The following is a 17,379-nucleotide window of genomic DNA, read 5'->3' on the forward strand; positions in this document are numbered from 1 at the left end:
TATCCTTTGAAATATTGGCATAAGCTATTTAGGAATTGAGGTGCTATTTACCGCTGCCTGCGACGCTTTCTCCGCCTTTGGTCAGGTAGTACGCGCCCAGGATCGGGAACATCGTCAATACCATCACCGACAGCGCGACCACGTTGGTGATCGGCACATCACGTGGGCGGCCCAACTGGTTCAGCAGCCACAGCGGCAGCGTACGTTCGTGCCCAGCGGTGAAGGTGGTCACGATGATTTCGTCGAATGACAGGGCAAACGCCAGCATCCCCCCCGCCAACAGTGCCGAGCCCAGATTCGGCAAGATCACGTAACGGAAGGTCTGCCAGCCATCAGCCCCCAAATCCATCGAGGCTTCGATCAGGCTGTGTGAGGTACGGCGGAAGCGGGCGATCACGTTGTTGAACACGATCACCACGCAGAAGGTGGCATGGCCGATGACGATCGTCATGATCCCCGGTTCGATGTTCAGCGCCTTGAAGGCCGCTAGCAATGCTAGACCGGTGACGATCCCCGGCAAGGCAATAGGTAACAGCAGCAGCAGAGAAATGCTGTCCTTGCCGAAGAAATCCCGGCGATACAGCGCCGCTGCGGCCAGCGTGCCAAGCACCAGCGCAATCGCCGTGGCCAGGCAGGCGATCTGTACCGAAAGCAGTACCGCATCAATAATGTCCTGCCGCCCCGCCGCCACGCTGAACCAATGCAGGGTAAAGCCCTGCGGTGGGAAGCTGAATGCCGCGTCTTCGGTATTGAAGGCGTACATGGCAATAATCACTATCGGGAAGTGCAGGAAGATCAGGCCACCCCAGGCGGCCAGTTTCAGCCCTAACGGCGCGCGTTCAGAGTGCATCGAAGGCCCCCAGGCGTTTCACAATCGAGAGATAAATGGCGATCAGAACGATCGGCACCAGCGTAAAGGCGGCCGCCATCGGCATATTGCCGATTGCCCCCTGTTGGGCATACACCATGCTGCCGATAAAGTAGCCCGGCGGCCCCACCAGCTGCGGCACGATAAAGTCACCCAGCGTCAGTGAAAAAGTGAAGATGGAACCGGCTGCGATACCCGGTACCGCCAGCGGCAGGATCACATAGCGGAACGTTTGGGACGGGCGCGCGCCCAGATCCGCAGAAGCGTGCAGTAGCGAAGGCGGCAAGCGCTCTAACGCCGCCTGGATCGGTAAGATCATGAACGGCAGCCAAATATAGACAAACACCAGGAAGCGCCCAAGACCGGAGGTCGATAGCGTATTCCCCCCTACGCCGGGAATGCTCAGAATGCTCGCCAATACCGGCTCCAGCCCCATATGTTGCAGGAACCACTGCGCCACGCCGTCTTTCGCCAGCAGCAGCGTCCAGGCATAGGCTTTAACGATGTAGCTGGCCCACATCGGCATCATCACGGCGATGTAAAAGAACGCTTTTACCCTGCCACTGGTGTATCGGGCCATGTAATAGGCGATGGGGAATGCCAACACCGCACTGGCCAGCGAAACGACCACCGCCATGGTCAGCGTACGGACGATGATGTCATAGTTGGCCGGGTTGAACAGCGCGCTCAGGTTGGCGAAGGTCAGATCCGGCGTCACCGTCATGGTGAAATCGTCGAAGGTGTAAAAACCTTGCCACAGCAGGGTCAGCAGCGAGCCCAGATACACCGCCCCAAACCACAGCAGCGGTGGCACCAGCAACAGCAGCAGATACAGCGTTGGCTTGCGGTATAGGTAGGTGGAAATCGCGCGAATTTTACCGCCGGGCGCTGCCGGCTGCTCGATGCTCATGTCCATCTCACCTCTCCTCCAGCAGCGGTACCATTGCCTCTCTGGCCCAACAGGCGGTGACCGGCTGACCGATCAGGCGCTGTTGTGCCACGGCCTGCCACTGCGGGTTAGCCTGGCTGACCAGCAGTTTCTCACCGCTGCTCAGGGCGATTTCATAGCGTGTCGCCGCCCCTTGGTAATGAATATCCTGCAAAGTGCCCTGAACCTGAACTTCCCCTTGCGTTGCACCGCCTTGATCCAGCAGGCGAATATGCTCCGGACGGATCGAGAAGGTGGCCGATTGCCCCAGCAACCGCTCCGCCAGCTCGCTGCGTACTACGTTGGACGTGCCGACAAACTCGGCAACAAACGGCGTTCTTGGCCGCATATACAGTTCACGTGGCGCGTCTACCTGCTCAATACGGCCGTTGTTGAACACCGCCACCCGATCGGACATTGATAGGGCTTCGCTTTGATCGTGCGTGACGAAGATAAAGGTGATGCCCAGCTGGCGTTGCAGCTTCTTCAACTCCCCTTGCATCTGTTCACGCAATTTCAGGTCCAACGCTCCAAGCGGTTCGTCCAGCAGCAGCACGCGTGGGCGATTGACCAATGCACGAGCCAGAGCCACGCGCTGACGTTGGCCACCGGAAAGGTGCGCCGGTTTACGTTCGGCAGCAAACCCCAACGCCACGCTTTCCAATGCCTGATTCGCCCGCGCCAACCGTTCACGCTTGGCAACGCCTTTCACCATCAGGCCATAGGCCACGTTCTCCAGCACCGACATGTGTGGGAACAGCGCATAGTCCTGGAACACGGTGTTCACATCGCGCTGGTAAGGCGGCAGATTGCTCGCCTCTTGCCCATGAATACGGATGGAGCCGGAGCTAAGTTGCTCAAAGCCAGCGATCAGCCGCAGGCAGGTGGTTTTACCCGAGCCTGAAGGCCCAAGCATGGAGAAAAACTCGCCGTCCTGTATTTCAACAGAAACCCGATCTACGGCGCGAACATCGCCGAAAATGCGCGAGACATCGATAAATTGCACAGCAATGGTCATGATGTACGCTCCAAAATGTTGCCCCTCACCCCAACCCTCTCCCAAAGGGAGAGGGAGCTGTTTGTCCCTGCCCTTTTGGAAGTAAAAAGGTCATCTCAGCAAACTCGAACGGTCCCCCACAGGGGAGCCGTCTGGCGCTCGCAGGTGAGAGCTATAAGGGTTATCTACCGCCCATGATGGCGATGTAGTCCTGGGTCCAGCGGCTATAAGGGACGAACTTGCCGCCCTCGGCCTGGGGCGTTTTCCAGAAGGCAATTTTGTCGAACTGGTTGAAACCGTTGGTTTCACACCCTTTGTCACCGAGTAAGGTGCTGGCTTTGCAACCGGCAGGAACTGCCGGTAACGAGCCAAACCAGGCCGCAACGTCACCCTGAACCTTCGGTTCAAGCGACCAGTTCATCCACTGGTAGGCGCAGCTTGGATGCTTGGCGTCGGCGTGCAACATGGTGGTATCCGCCCAGCCAGTAACCCCTTCTTTCGGGAATACGGTAGCGATCGGCTGGCCTTCGCCTTTCAGGGCGTTGGCCTGGTATGGCCAGGCGCTGGAAGCCACCACGCCTTCGTTTTTGAAATCGCTCATCTGTACCGAGGTGTCATGCCAGTAGCGGTGGATCAGCGCGTGCTGGCTGCGCAGCAGTTTCAGTGCCGCCTGATACTGCTCTTCGTTCAGTTGGTAAGGGTCGGTGATACCAAGCTGGGGTTGGGTCGCTTTCAGGAACAGAGCCGCATCGGCGATATAGATTGGGCCGTCGTAAGCCTGCACCCGGCCCTGATTGGTCTTGCCGTCCGGCAGGTTTTGCTGCTGGAACACCACGGCCCAGCTGTCTGGCGGTGTCGGGAAGGTTTTAGTGTTATACATCAGCAGGTTTGGCCCCCACTGATATGGCGTACCGTAGGTTTTGCCCGCCACGTTGTACCAAGGGCCGTTTATCAGGCGTGGGTCGATATTCTGCCAGTTAGGGATCAGCGCGGTATTGATTGGCTGCACGCGTTTGCCGTAGATCAGGCGCAGCGAGGCATCGCCAGAAGCGGTCACCAGATCGTAACCGCCTTTTGCCATCAAGCTGACCATTTCATCCGAGGTCGCGGCGGTTTTCACATTCACCGCACAGCCGGTCTGTTTCTCAAACTGAGTCACCCAGTCGTAGTTCTTGTCAGACTGACCACGTTCGATGTAGCCGGGCCAGGCGATGATGTCCAACCGCCCTTCCCCCTTGCCCAACGGCTGTGGCGTATCGGCGGCCTGAGCCATACCGCAAAGGATCGTCATACAGAGTGCGGTGACTGTGGTGATTGCGTGTGTTTTTCCCATCGTAATTACCCCTGTGTTGCATGTTGGTATGCGGCAAGGAACGGTTGCCGCCGATTTTTTATCGGCCGTGTGGCTAGAAGGAAGCCTTGAACTTCGCCATCACGTGCCGGACAACGCTGTAATCCTGTAATGAATCGCTGGAGAGATCTTTGCCGTAGCCCGAGCGCTTTAAGCCGCCGTGAGGCATTTCGCTCGCCAGCGTAAAGTGGGTGTTGATCCAGGTGCTGCCATATTGCAGATGCGCCGCGATATGCAGCGCGCGGTCGATATTCTGTGTCCACACCGAGGAGGCCAGACCGTATTCGGAATCGTTGGCCCAAGTCACCGCCTGCTCCAGGGTGTCGAAACGCGTCACGCTGACCACCGGGCCAAACACTTCGCGCTGGACGATTTCATCGGTTTGCAGGCAGCCAGCCAATAACGTGGGCTGATAGTAAAAGCCAGGGCCAGAGTGTGCCGCCGCACCAGTAATCAATTCGATATGTGGCTGGCTGAGAGCCCGTTCGACAAAGCTGGCGACCCGGTCACGCTGGCGGCTGCTGATCAGCGGGCCGATTTCATTATCTTCATCACGCTTGCGGGCAAAACGCAGGCTGGCGACCGCTTCCCCCAAGGCTTCCACCAGCTTCGGATAGATGCCTGCCTGGGCGTAAATGCGGCAGGCAGCGGTGCAATCCTGCCCGGCATTGTAGTAACCGAAGGTACGGATACTGCTGACGACCTCATCCAGATCGGCATCGTCACAGACGATCACCGGGGCTTTACCGCCCAGTTCCAGGTGGGTGCGCTTGACGCTTTTGACCGCCGCCTGCAAGATTTTTTGCCCGGTAACGATATCGCCGGTAATCGACACTAAACGAACCTGCGGATGACCAACCAGATGGCTGCCCACCCCTTCGCCACCGCCGTAGACAATGTTCAACACGCCTGGCGGCAGGATTTCCTGCAACGCAGGCACCAAGGCCAGAATGGTCAATGGCGTATGTTCGGAGGGCTTGAATACTACGGTGTTGCCGGCTGCAAGCGCCGGAGCAATCTTCCAGGCCGCCATCATCAGCGGATAATTCCATGGTGCGATGGAGGCCACCACGCCGACCGGGTCACGCCGGATCATGGAGGTATGGCCCTCAACATATTCACCTGCCAACTGGCCTTGCTGGGTGCGCACGGCCCCGGCGAAGAAGCGGAATACGTCAATGGCTGCGGGCAGATCGTCGTTCAGTGCCTGATGGAAAGGTTTACCGCAGTTCAGCGCTTCAAGGCGCGCCAGATGTTCTGCCTGCCGTTCGATGGCATCGGCAATACGCAGCAGGATTGTTGCTCGGAAAGCGGGAGTGGTGCGTGACCAGTGGGGAAATGCCTGCTGCGCGGCGGCAACTGCGCGCCCCACCTGGGTTGGCGTTGCCTCGGCAATGGAAACCAGGGTTTCACCGTTGGCAGGATTAACAATGGTCTCCTGATGGCCTTCACCCTCGAGCGACTCGCCGTTAATGAATTGCCGACAGGATAAACCGGAAACCAACTGTAGCTCTGCCATTGCGCTGCCTCATGTGACAAAAACGTTAACTAAATGTGATAAGTTAGTTTTAATCAGACTAAGCGAGCGCACTGCGGACAACAAATTCTAAATACTGAAGGCAGCGTTCGATTAAATCGAATGCTTGAGGCCGGTCATGTTCGTTTTGCTGTTCTCCCGCGCAATCGTGAGGAATGGGGTTACCAATTCAGGCCGCGCACTGCCACGCCGCCAGGCCAGGCCGATATCCAGCGGTTCCAGCAAATCCACCAGCTTGCGCGCCTCAATCATGTTGCCCTCCAACGACCAGGCGCGGTAAGCCATATCTGGCAGGATGGCAATGCCCATGCCCGCCGCCACCAAGCTACGCACCGCTTCGGTGGAGGCGGTTTTCATGGCGATCTCCGGCTTCAGGCCCGCGCGTCCCCAGATGCGCCGGGCATGAACGTCCATTTCATCGACGTTGAGCTGGATCAGCGGCTGTTTGGCCACGTCTGCCAAACCGATGCTTTCGTGCTCCAGCAGCGGGTGCAGCGGCGGTAGCCACAGGCGATACGGCGAGTGCATCAGCACTTCGGTCTGTAAGGCGTCGCGATCTTCAATGTTCGACAGGATCAGCACCCCGATATCGATTTCACCGCTCACCAGCAAATGCTCGATATAGGGCCTTTCGTCCTCAATCACCTGGATAGTCACGTTGGGATAGGCAGACTTGAAGCGCTTGAGCAGCTCCACCAGGAAATACCCCGCCACCAGGCTGGTGACGCCGATGGTCAGTTTGCCACTCAGGCTTTCGGTGCCCAGCTGCAGGCTGCGCTTGGCATTATCCACCGTGGCCAGGATCAGGTACGACTGGCGCAGGAACTGGTGCCCCTGGTGGGTCAGGTTCATTCCCTTGGCGTGGCGCTCGAACAACCGGACGCCAATGTCGGTTTCCAACTGCTGGATCGCCAGCGTGAGCGAAGACTGTGACACAAACACCGCCTGCGCCGCCGCCGAGATCGACCCGGTTTCGGCTACGGCAATAAAATGGCGGATTTGGCGTAACGTCATCATGGTAGCAACCTCAAACAAAACAGTTGGTTTGAGTGTAGATGCTCACCGGTAAGCCATCAGGAAATGTGTGAAAAACGCGATGTCGTTCGCTTTTTTAGAACGCAAAGGGGGAGGGAGTGCACAAAAACAACCAAGGCGCAGCTAAGCCGCGCCTTGGTTATGAGCCTGTTAGGGCTTTGATTAAATCGCTTCTTCGTCCTGCTCGCCAGTACGGATACGCACGACACGGGCCACGTCGAAGACAAAGATTTTACCGTCGCCAATTTTACCGGTCTGCGCCGTCTGCATGATGGTTTCCACACAGGTATCCACGATATCGTCAGCTACCACGATCTCGATTTTAACCTTTGGCAGGAAGTCGACCATATACTCGGCACCACGGTACAGCTCGGTATGGCCCTTCTGGCGACCAAAGCCTTTCACTTCGGTCACCGTCATGCCGGTGATGCCTACTTCGGCCAGTGCTTCACGCACGTCATCCAGTTTGAAGGGCTTGATAATCGCGTCAATTTTTTTCATTTTTATTCCTTAATTACCAATTTTTACGGCCAAAGCCGGAGGTGATCGGATAGCGGCGGTCTTTGCCAAAGTTACGGGCGGTAATGCGCGGCCCGACGGCGGCCTGACGGCGTTTGTACTCGTTGATGTCCACCAGGCGGATCACCTTGCGCACCACGGCTTCTTCAAAGCCCTCAGCAACCAGATCGGCGACCGATTTATCGCGCTCGACATAACCTTCCAGAATAGCATCCAGAATGTCATACGGTGGCAGGCTATCCTGATCGAGCTGATCCGGCGCCAGCTCGGCAGACGGTGGACGATCGATCACCCGTTGAGGGATCACGTAGGAGACGGTATTACGGTATTCGGAAAGCTTGAACACCAGGGTTTTCGGCACATCTTTCAATACGTCGAAGCCACCAGCCATATCACCATACAGCGTGCAATAACCGACAGCCACCTCGCTTTTGTTACCCGTGGTTAACACGATGCTGCCGCGTTTGTTAGACAGCGCCATCAGCACCACGCCACGGCAGCGGGCCTGCAGGTTTTCTTCGGTGGTATCCCGTGCGGTATCGGCAAACATCGGGGCGAGCTGGCCCATAAAGGCGTCGAACATGGGTTCAATCGAGACGATGTCAAATTCGATGCCGAGGATTTCGGCCTCTTCCTTGGCATCGGCGATGCTGATATCTGCCGTATAGCGGAACGGCATCATCAAGGCCTGAACCTTGTCTTTGCCCAACGCATCCACGGCGATCGCCAGGGTCAGCGCCGAGTCGATCCCGCCGGACAAGCCCAGCACCGCACCTTTGAAACCGTTCTTGGTCACATAGTCGCGTACGGCCAGCACCAGCGCTTCATACACCTGCGCCAGCTGTGGCAACTCTGCAGCCGGAGCCGTCATCGGCACCACTTCCAGGCCTTTGAACTCAAGCAGAGTCACCTGTTCGGCGAAAGCCGCCAGGCGATGAGTCATATTGCCAGCGGCATCAAAGACTTTTGAACAGCCGTCAAAAATCAGTTCGTCCTGCCCGCCGATCTGATTCAGATAGACCAACGGCAACCCTGTACGCTGGCAGTGGCCGGACATCAGGGTTTTGCGGATATACGGCTTTTCGCGGTTATACGGGGAAGCGTTGATCGACAGCAGGATCTCTGCCCCCGCTGCTTTCGCCGCATCGACCGGTTCCGGGAACCACAGATCTTCGCAGATCAGCAGCCCCAGGCGGTAACCTTTCAGCTCCACCACGCAGTTTTTATCACCCGCATGGAAGTAGCGCTTCTCATCGAATACGCCGTAGTTAGGCAACTGTTGCTTGAAGTAACGAGCCTGCAAAGCCCCCTCAGAGAACAGGGACAGCGCGTTATACAGCTTGCCGTCTTCACGCCACGGGTGGCCGACCAGGATCGCCACCTCGGCGGAGGCCTGCTGCAAGCGGCTTAGCTGGGTATCGCAACGCTGGTAGAAATCATCACGGTACAGCAGGTCTTCCGGCGGATAGCCGGACAGCGCCAGTTCGCTGAACATGACCAGATCGGCTCCCGCCTTCTGCTGCTCCTGCACGGTTTGCAACATGCGCTCGCTGTTGCCTTCAATATCGCCCACCAGCAAATTCAGCTGGGCCAACGCAATGGAAAGTGATCTGCTCATATCTCTATGGTCTGCCATGCCACAACAAAGAAACCGGAGTGTAAATCATTCCGGCTACTTTGTTGAGAACCTGCGCATGCAGGTTCAGAAAAGAAAACATCATTCTTTGAAATCGTTGGCATCCAGTTCATTGCGCGACAACAATTTATAGAACTCAGTACGGTTACGGCCCGCCATGCGCGCGGCCTGGGTAACGTTACCCTTGGTGATCTGCAACAGTTTACGTAGATAGTGTAATTCAAACTGGTTGCGCGCCTCGACAAAGGTTGGCAACGCCGTGTTTTCCCCTTCCAGCGCCTGCTCAACCAGCGCTTCACTGATCACCGGCGCCGTAGTCAATGCCACGCACTGCTCGATCACGTTCACCAACTGGCGCACGTTGCCGGGCCAGCTGGCGGTCATCAGGCGTTTCATGGCATCGGAGGAGAAACTGCGTACAAAAGGTTTGTGGCGCAGCGCCGAAGCACGTAGCAGATGGTTGGCCAACAGCGGGATATCTTCGGCCCGCTCGTTGAGCGCTGGTATTTTCAGGTTAACCACGTTCAGACGGTAATAGAGATCTTCACGGAACTCGTTTTTTACCATCGCTTTAGGCAGATCGCGGTGGGTGGCGGAAATGATGCGTACGTCAATATCCAGATCGCGGTTGCTGCCCAGTGGGCGCACCTTGCGTTCCTGCAACACGCGTAGCAATTTTACCTGCAGCGAGAGCGGCATATCGCCAATCTCATCCAGGAACAGCGTGCCCCCTTCTGCCGCCTGGAACAAACCTTCACGGCTGCTGACGGCACCGGTGAACGCCCCTTTGGCATGGCCAAACAGCTCCGATTCCAGCAACTGCTCCGGCAACGCGCCGCAGTTGATGGCGATAAAGGCTTTCTTGGCCCGTGGGCTGGCCGCATGAATAGCCTGTGCCAGCACCTCTTTGCCGGTGCCACTCTGGCCATTAATCAGCACGCTGACGTCCGACTGGGCAACCATCTTGGCCTGTTCAAGCAGCCGCAGCATAATTGGGCTACGGGTGACAAAATCCTCGCGCCAGCTGTCATCACCGGCAGGGATCGACGACAGCGACAGCGCTTCATCGATCGCCTTATACAACGCATCGCGATCGACCGGCTTGGTCAGGAAGCTGAACACTCCCTGTTGAGTCGCCGCCACCGCGTCCGGGATAGAACCGTGGGCGGTCAGGATAATCACCGGCATCCCCGGCTGGTATTTCTGGATCTCGGCAAACAGCGCCATGCCGTCCATTTCATCCATCCGCAGATCGCTGATCACCAGGTCGATCTTTTCGCGGGCCAGCAGGCGCAAAGCCTCTTGGCCGCTTTCCGCCGTGGTAACGTGAAAACCTTCGCTGGTCAGGCGCATTCCCAACAGCTTGAGCAGGCTGGGATCGTCGTCAACCAACAACAAATTGGCCGGTTTGCGAGCTGTCATTGCGCTGGGGACTCCTTGTTAGCCGCGGGCGGCGTGTAGGTCTCTTCCGGCTCTACCGGCAAGGCGGTACCGCTTTCAGTCACCGGGGCTGGCTCTGCGGGCTCGGCCACTTTGGCGGGCTTGCCTGCGGGCTCGGCTTTAGGCTGCGCCACGCTGCTTTCCGGGATTTCCCCCTGCATTTGCTTACGTGACGAGAGCTGGCGTTCGATATCGGTCAGGTTCTCCAGTTTGCGGGAGGTCTCCTGCAACTGGCTTTGCAGATGGATCTGGTTCTGGCGCAGCGAATCGATCTGACTGTCTGAACTTTCCTGCAGGTGCTGGTAACGCGCGCGCTCGTCAAACAGGCTCACTTGCAACGCCTGCTGCTGACGCCACAGTTGCAGCAATGGACGCAGCGAGTTAGGGAACTCGAGACGATAGCTGTTCAGACGATCGATGATCTGACGGCGCTCACTCGAGCTCGGCTCAGCGCTGCCCAGCAAAATGCTTTGCTTGAACACGTCCTGCCAATTGTTGCCCGGCAGGGTTTTCGCTAACGCTCTGGCCTGCGTGGAGCCGATACGATCGGCGCAGTCCATCGCCCGCAGCCAAAAGAGTGAGTTTTCCAAGGCTTCTTTTTCGTCAAGCTGCCATAGCGTATCGCAAGGCGCAATGCGGTAATCCACCACCTTGGTATCCGGGATTGCTTCCTGTTGCTGCTGGGCTGGGCCGCTACTGACGGCACGATCGACACAGCCGATCAGCAGAAACGGGGCAAAAAGGATCGTGCCCAAAAAAGAAAGCGAATGTTTGCCGAGCGGTGCGCGTAGAGAAACACGCGGTGAACCTTCGGTCTGCGATTGATAAGCGCGATTAGACCCTGTGTACATTATTTATTCATTCTCGGCGGTTAATGGCAATTCAATACGGAAGCAGACGTCGGCATCGGCGAGATCCACCAATGTCAATTCGCCACGCATACGGCGAATACAGTCCTGTGCAATGCTCAGCCCCAGTCCGCTTCCTTTAACGGCCCCTTTTCTCTGGTGACTCCCCTGGAAAAAAGGCTCAAAAATCATGGTTCGTTCCGCTTGCGGGATCGCGCTGCCGGTATTGGCAACGTCAATCTGTACCCGCTGGCCGACCTGGCGGCTGCGGATCCAAATGTTACCGGATTCCTTGCCGTAGTGCACCGCATTGGAGTAGAGATTATCCAGTACGCGCATTAATAGCGTAGGCTCTGCCCAGCAGATTTCCGCCTCAAGTTTGACTTCCGTACGGATCATCTTGGCACGTGCCGGCAAACTGTGGGCGGCGACCACCATATCCACCAGTTCTTCCAGCTCGACGTTTTCATGTTCCGACGGGCCATCTGCCAGTTTGCGGTTGTAATCCAGCAGTTGCTCAATCAGCAATTGCAGATGGCGGCTGCTCTGATCGAGGATCGCCACCACCTCTTTCTGATCGGAGGTGAGCGGGCCTGCCACACCATCGGCCAACAGCTCGGTGCCTTCACGCATGCTGGCCAGCGGTGTTTTCAGCTCATGGGAGATATGGCGCAGGAACTCATGGCGCTGCGATTCCAGCCAGGCCAGGCGCTCGCTCAACCAGACAATCCGCTGAGCCAAAGAACGCAGTTCTCGCGGGCCTTTAAAGGATGCCGTCATGCCGATGGGACGCCCTTCCCCCAGGCGGTTAATCATACGCTCAACGGCCTTGACGGGCCCGATAATCATGCGGGTAAACAGCACCACCAACAGCACGCTGACCAGGAACAGCAACAGCGCTTGCCAACCAAAGTATTGGCCACGCTCGGCGATCGCCTGCTGCAGTTGCTGCCCACGGGAAAAGATTACGGTACGGGTGGCCTGGACCATTTCGGCGTTGGAATGTGAAAAAGACTCTAACAGTAGTGAAGCGTCCTTGTCCGGCCCGCTGCTCTGGCACTTGATAGTGGCTAGCTGAGTCAGCAGTTTACGAAGTGTCTGGTAGTAACGTTCGTCCGGCAGGATCGGGGCATGGGCATCCAGCATTTGTGAATACTGTTTACGCTGGTTCTGGTACAGCCGCTCCAGGGTCGGATCGACCAGTACGCAATACTGACGATAGCTGCGCTCCATTTCCAGCGCCACGCTGGTCATTGCCTCACTGCGCCGGGCATCCACCAGCGTCGTACGGTTGATATCCGCCGCCTGCGCGCTGAGATGATCCAGGCTTTGGTAGGCCTGATAAGCCAATACCAGCAGCGGTAACAGCACCAGCAGGAACGCCATTACGACCAATTGGCGCAACGAGCGTGGAAATAGACGCCATCTTTTCAAAGAAATCATCTCATTATCTCTAGTCTGCCCAGATGCTAACCGACAATCCGGGGAGAGAAAAGCCCGGCAGCGGATTAATGGCGTTCAGATAAGCAAAAACGCGTTATCCCAAAAGAGGAAACTGATGTGGTTTGAGAACGTATCGAGGGAAATAACGGAGGCAATGCGGTTTGTATATTGACGCTGGGGCATGATGCCCCATCGCAAGGAACATGTGGATGCCCTTACTCCTCGTCCCCAGGTGATGTAGCACTAAGCTGGCATCTGATTGGGACGAATAGCATCCAAAAAGTATCCGGGATTGATGAACATATCATCACAGTTGGATACTAGGCGGTGCCTCACTCCACGTGTCGTCCGATGCTTGATAAAGTCGCTTGCGCGTCTGTTATCGGTTTGGTTGGACGATAGGCACCATTTCTTAGGCATCATTCGGAGGCTTATGAGGCGCTGTTCCGTACTAGACGGGGCCAATCATAAAAAGTTGAATGAGCAACTGATAGTTATAATGCACCTTCCGTGCCAACTTTATGAAAATATTTATATCACATTGTTTATTAAAGATAATTTATTTTAACATCACTTCCGACGCTCTACTTGGGTAGTCGAGCTTGAGTATTAATCCGACATACCGTCGCCAAAACACGACAACTAAATCCAATCGATTTAACTCATATAAAAATCAATGATTTAAATGTCTCTTTTTAGAGACAGGCAATATGGCCTTTGTCTCAAAAAACCGACATACGGGCTAACCGATTAAAAAATAAAGAAATAAAAAAGGCGCCAATGCAGCGCCTCAGTAAACTTCACGCAAACCTCAGGTTAAATTACCCCAGTTGCTTGCGAGCGTTGCGGAACATGCGCATCCAAGGGCTGTCTTCACCCCACTCCTCTGGATGCCAGGAGTTGCTGACGGTGCGGAACACGCGTTCTGGATGCGGCATCATTACGGTGGCGCGGCCATTGCTGCTAGTCACTGCGGTAATCCCATTCGGTGAGCCGTTCGGGTTGGCAGGGTAAGCTTCGGTCACTTGACCATGGTTGTCGACAAAGCGTAACGCAACCAGGCCGTGATGTTCCAACGCCGCCAGATGTGCCGCATCGCGCACTTCTACATGGCCTTCACCATGAGAGACGGCAATCGGCATGCGCGAACCTGTCATACCCTGCATAAACAGCGACGGGCTACTGGCCACTTCCACCAGGCTGAAGCGCGCTTCGAAACGATCCGACAGGTTGCGCACAAAGCGCGGCCAATGTTCAGCCCCCGGGATCAGTTCACGCAGGTTGGACATCATCTGGCAACCGTTACAAACGCCCAGCGCCAAGGTCTGCGGGCGATGGAAGAAATCGGCAAACTCATCGCGTACGCGCTCGTTGAACAGTATCGATTTCGCCCAGCCTTCACCAGCCCCCAACACGTCGCCATAAGAGAAGCCGCCACAGGCCACCAGCGTGTGGAACTCTTGCAAATCGCGGTGGCCTGCCAGCAGATCGCTCATGTGAACATCAACCGCATCAAAACCGGCACGGTGGAACGCCGCCGCCATCTCAACGTGGGAGTTAACCCCTTGCTCACGCAATACCGCAACTTTAGGGCGTGCGCCCTTGGCGATATAAGGTGCCGCGATGTCGTCGTCCGTAGCGAAAGTCAGCTTGACGTTCAGCCCCGGATCGCGCTCGTCCTGCTTGGCCTGGTGCTCCTGATCGGCACATTCCGGGTTATCACGCAGGCGCTGCATCTGCCAGGTGGTTTCAGCCCACCAGGTACGCAGAGTGCTGCGGCTTTCGCTGTACACTGGTTTGCCAGCGCTGGTGATAACGAAACGATCGCCACTCAGCGCCTGGCCAAGATGATGCACGTTATCCGTCAGACCGTGTTGGGCAAAGACTTGCTGTACGGCTGCCAGTTGCGCAGCAGGCACCTGGATCACCGCCCCCAGTTCCTCGTTGAACAAGGCAGCCAAGGCGTCGGAACCCAGTGCCTGAATATCGACTTCTACGCCGCAATGCCCGGCAAATGCCATCTCGGCCAAGGTGACCAACAGGCCGCCGTCGGAACGGTCGTGATAGGCCAACAGCGCACGATCCGCCACCAGTTGCTGCATCGCGTTGAAGAAACCGGCCAATTGCTCCACGTTGCGAACATCGGCTGGCTTGTCGCCCAGTTGGCGATAAACCTGCGCCAACGCCGTTGCCCCCAGGGCATTGTGGCCATTACCCAGGTCAATCAATAACAGTGCGCTATCACCCCTGTCGGTACGCAGTTGCGGCGTCACGGTGTGGCGCACATCTTCCACGCGAGCAAATGCGGTGATCACCAGCGACAGCGGTGACGTCATTTCCCGCTGTTCATTGCCTTCCTGCCAGCGAGTTTTCATCGACATCGAGTCTTTGCCCACCGGAATGGTGATCCCCAGCGCAGGGCAAAGTTCTTCACCCACCGCCTTCACCGCTTCATACAGGCCGGCATCTTCGCCAGGGTGGCCTGCTGCGGCCATCCAGTTGGCAGAAAGTTTCACCCGCTTGAGCGAACCGATTTCCACCGCGGCCAGGTTGGTCAGCGCTTCCCCTACCGCCAGGCGGCCTGAGGCGGCAAAATCCAGCAATGCGACGGGAGCACGCTCACCGATCGACATCGCTTCCCCGTAATAGCTATCCAGGCTGGCCGTGGTTACCGCACAGTCGGCTACCGGGATCTGCCACGGGCCGACCATCTGGTCGCGCGCAACCATGCCGGTGACGGTACGGTCGCCAATGGTGATCAGGAAGGTTTTCTCCGCGACGGCTGGCAAGTGCAGCACCCGCTTGACAGCATCGGCAATGGAGATATCAGCACGCTGCAACGCTTCGCCGCTCGCCTGCTGACGTTTCACGTCGCGGGTCATTTTTGGCGTTTTGCCCAGCAGCACATCCAACGGCATGTCGATCGGCTGATTGTCAAAGTGGCGATCGTTGAGCGTCAGATGGCGTTCTTCCGTCGCTTCACCAATCACCGCAAAAGGTGCGCGCTCACGGCGGCAGATTTCCTCAAAGGTCGCCATCTGCTCAGGCGCTACTGCCATCACATAACGCTCTTGAGATTCGTTACACCACACTTCCAGCGGGCTCATGCCCGGCTCGTCGTTGAGAATGTCACGCAGTTCGAAACGGCCACCGCGGCCACCGTCGCTAACCAGTTCCGGCATCGCGTTCGACAGGCCACCGGCCCCCACATCGTGGATAAACAGGATCGGGTTGCTATCGCCCATCTGCCAGCAGCGATCGATCACCTCTTGGCAGCGGCGTTCCATTTCCGGGTTATCACGCTGTACCGAAGCAAAATCCAGATCGGCATCGGACTGGCCAGAGGCCATCGAAGAAGCCGCCCCGCCGCCCAAACCGATGTTCATCGCGGGGCCACCCAGTACCACCAGTTTGGCACCCACGGTAATCTCACCTTTTTGCACATGATCGGCGCGGATGTTGCCCAGGCCGCCTGCCAGCATGATCGGTTTGTGGTAGCCACGCAGCTCAACGCCGTTGTGGCTATTGACGCGCTCTTCATAAGTACGGAAGTAACCGACCAGCGCCGGGCGACCAAACTCGTTATTGAATGCCGCACCGCCCAATGGGCCTTCGGTCATGATATCCAGCGCGGTGACGATGCGATCCGGCTTGCCGAAATCCTGTTCCCAAGGCTGTTCGAAACCCGGAATACGCAGGTTGGAAACCGAGAACCCTACCAGGCCAGCTTTCGGCTTCGCGCCACGGCCGGTAGCGCCTTCGTCGCGGATCTCACCGCCAGAACCGGTCGCAGCTCCTGGCCAAGGCGAGATCGCCGTCGGGTGGTTATGGGTTTCCACCTTCATCAGGATGTGTGCTTCTTCCTGATGATAGTCATACAGGCCGCTTTGCGGCGCGGCAAAGAAGCGCCCTACCTGGGAACCTTCCATCACCGCTGCGTTGTCTTTATAGGCAGAAAGCACGTAGTCCGGCGTCTGCTCAAAGGTATTCTTGATCATTTTGAACAGCGACTTCGGCTGCTGTTCGCCGTCGATGACCCAGTCGGCGTTGAAAATCTTGTGGCGGCAATGTTCGGAGTTGGCCTGTGCGAACATGTACAGCTCAATATCCGTTGGGTTGCGCCCCAACTCGGTAAAGGCGGCCAGCAGATAGTCGATCTCGTCCTGCGCCAGGGCCAACCCCAGTTTGGTGTTGGCCTGTTCCAGCGCGCTGCGGCCCTGGGCCAGGATATCCACCGTCTGATACGGGGCGGGCTGATGATGAGAGAACAGTGTTTCCGCCTGTTGCAGCTCGCTGAATACCGTTTCCATCATGCGATCGTGCAGCAGGGAGGCAAGCTGTTGCCACTGGGCATCGGTTAAGGTCGGCGCTGTGACATAAAATGCCAGACCGCGCTCAAGACGAACCACCTGCGTCAGGCCACAGTTATGGGCGATATCGGTGGCTTTGGAAGACCACGGGGAAATGGTGCCCGGACGCGGCGTCACCAACAGCAGGCGGCCTTGCGGAGCATGTTCAGCGAGAGAAGGGCCGTACTTGAGCAACCGCTGCAGCTTGGCCTGCTCTTCGGCGCTTAGCGGTGCGCTGACATCGGCAAAGTGAACGTACTCGGCATAGATATCACCGATCGGAAGTTGAGCATCCTGGCAGCGGGACAGTAGTTTGGTAATACGAAAAGCCGACAAAGCGGGCGAACCACGCAGTATTTCCATAATCAAAGTTCTCTCGTCTTCGAAGCAACTGGGTTCAGCACTTCATTGGGCGCAACAGGGGGAAA

The 17,379-nt window shown here is 57.1% G+C and carries 12 protein-coding genes; all 12 read right to left on the minus strand.

Annotated features, from left to right (window positions below; translation table 11 throughout):
- Positions 1 to 43: 43 nt before the first annotated feature.
- The 12 genes from ACMV5H_RS11885 to purL all read right to left on the minus strand — a co-directional run bounded on the left by ACMV5H_RS11885 (position 44) and on the right by purL (position 17,317).
- Entirely contained in the window at positions 44 to 850 is an 807-nt protein-coding gene (locus ACMV5H_RS11885) for an ABC transporter permease (protein ID WP_071683930.1), read from the minus strand.
- Positions 840 to 1,784: an ABC transporter permease gene (locus ACMV5H_RS11890; RefSeq protein ID WP_021178882.1), complete on the minus strand. Its 945-nt coding sequence runs from the start codon at positions 1,782 to 1,784 to the stop codon at positions 840 to 842. Before ACMV5H_RS11890 ends, ACMV5H_RS11885 begins: the two co-directional genes overlap by 11 nt.
- A 1-nt stretch (position 1,785) precedes the next feature.
- Positions 1,786 to 2,814 (minus strand): ABC transporter ATP-binding protein, encoded by a 1,029-nt coding sequence (locus ACMV5H_RS11895; protein WP_115160293.1) that lies wholly within the window; start codon positions 2,812 to 2,814, stop codon positions 1,786 to 1,788.
- Positions 2,815 to 2,974: 160 nt separating this feature from the next.
- Positions 2,975 to 4,126, minus strand: coding sequence for a putative ABC transporter substrate-binding protein YdcS (gene ydcS / locus ACMV5H_RS11900; protein ID WP_115160294.1), 1,152 nt, complete (start codon positions 4,124 to 4,126; stop codon positions 2,975 to 2,977).
- A gap of 73 nt (positions 4,127 to 4,199) precedes the next feature.
- Positions 4,200 to 5,663, minus strand: coding sequence for a gamma-aminobutyraldehyde dehydrogenase (locus ACMV5H_RS11905; protein WP_414821891.1), 1,464 nt, complete (start codon positions 5,661 to 5,663; stop codon positions 4,200 to 4,202).
- A gap of 111 nt (positions 5,664 to 5,774) precedes the next feature.
- Complete coding sequence (locus ACMV5H_RS11910; protein ID WP_021807699.1) at positions 5,775 to 6,698, minus strand: LysR substrate-binding domain-containing protein; 924 nt, start codon at positions 6,696 to 6,698, stop codon at positions 5,775 to 5,777.
- A 180-nt stretch (positions 6,699 to 6,878) separates the two neighbouring features.
- Positions 6,879 to 7,217: a nitrogen regulatory protein P-II gene (glnB, locus tag ACMV5H_RS11915; RefSeq protein WP_004847623.1), complete on the minus strand. Its 339-nt coding sequence runs from the start codon at positions 7,215 to 7,217 to the stop codon at positions 6,879 to 6,881.
- A 13-nt stretch (positions 7,218 to 7,230) separates the two neighbouring features.
- Positions 7,231 to 8,853 (minus strand): NAD+ synthase, encoded by a 1,623-nt coding sequence (locus ACMV5H_RS11920; protein WP_021178887.1) that lies wholly within the window; start codon positions 8,851 to 8,853, stop codon positions 7,231 to 7,233.
- A 99-nt stretch (positions 8,854 to 8,952) separates the two neighbouring features.
- The gene (gene glrR, locus ACMV5H_RS11925) at positions 8,953 to 10,293 is read right to left on the minus strand and encodes a two-component system response regulator GlrR (RefSeq protein ID WP_414821892.1); all 1,341 of its coding nucleotides are present in this window, start codon (positions 10,291 to 10,293) and stop codon (positions 8,953 to 8,955) included.
- Complete coding sequence (gene qseG, locus ACMV5H_RS11930) at positions 10,290 to 11,162, minus strand: two-component system QseEF-associated lipoprotein QseG (RefSeq protein ID WP_414821893.1); 873 nt, start codon at positions 11,160 to 11,162, stop codon at positions 10,290 to 10,292. The genes glrR and qseG overlap by 4 nt, the downstream gene beginning before the upstream one ends.
- A gap of 3 nt (positions 11,163 to 11,165) precedes the next feature.
- Positions 11,166 to 12,602: a sensor histidine kinase gene (locus tag ACMV5H_RS11935; protein WP_037376562.1), complete on the minus strand. Its 1,437-nt coding sequence runs from the start codon at positions 12,600 to 12,602 to the stop codon at positions 11,166 to 11,168.
- 821 nt (positions 12,603 to 13,423) lie between these two features.
- Positions 13,424 to 17,317 (minus strand): phosphoribosylformylglycinamidine synthase, encoded by a 3,894-nt coding sequence (gene purL / locus ACMV5H_RS11940; RefSeq protein ID WP_414821903.1) that lies wholly within the window; start codon positions 17,315 to 17,317, stop codon positions 13,424 to 13,426.
- Positions 17,318 to 17,379 lie beyond the last annotated feature (62 nt).

This window comes from Serratia sp. N21D137 (assembly GCF_047530005.1).
GTDB lineage: Bacteria > Pseudomonadota > Gammaproteobacteria > Enterobacterales > Enterobacteriaceae > Chania > Chania fonticola_B.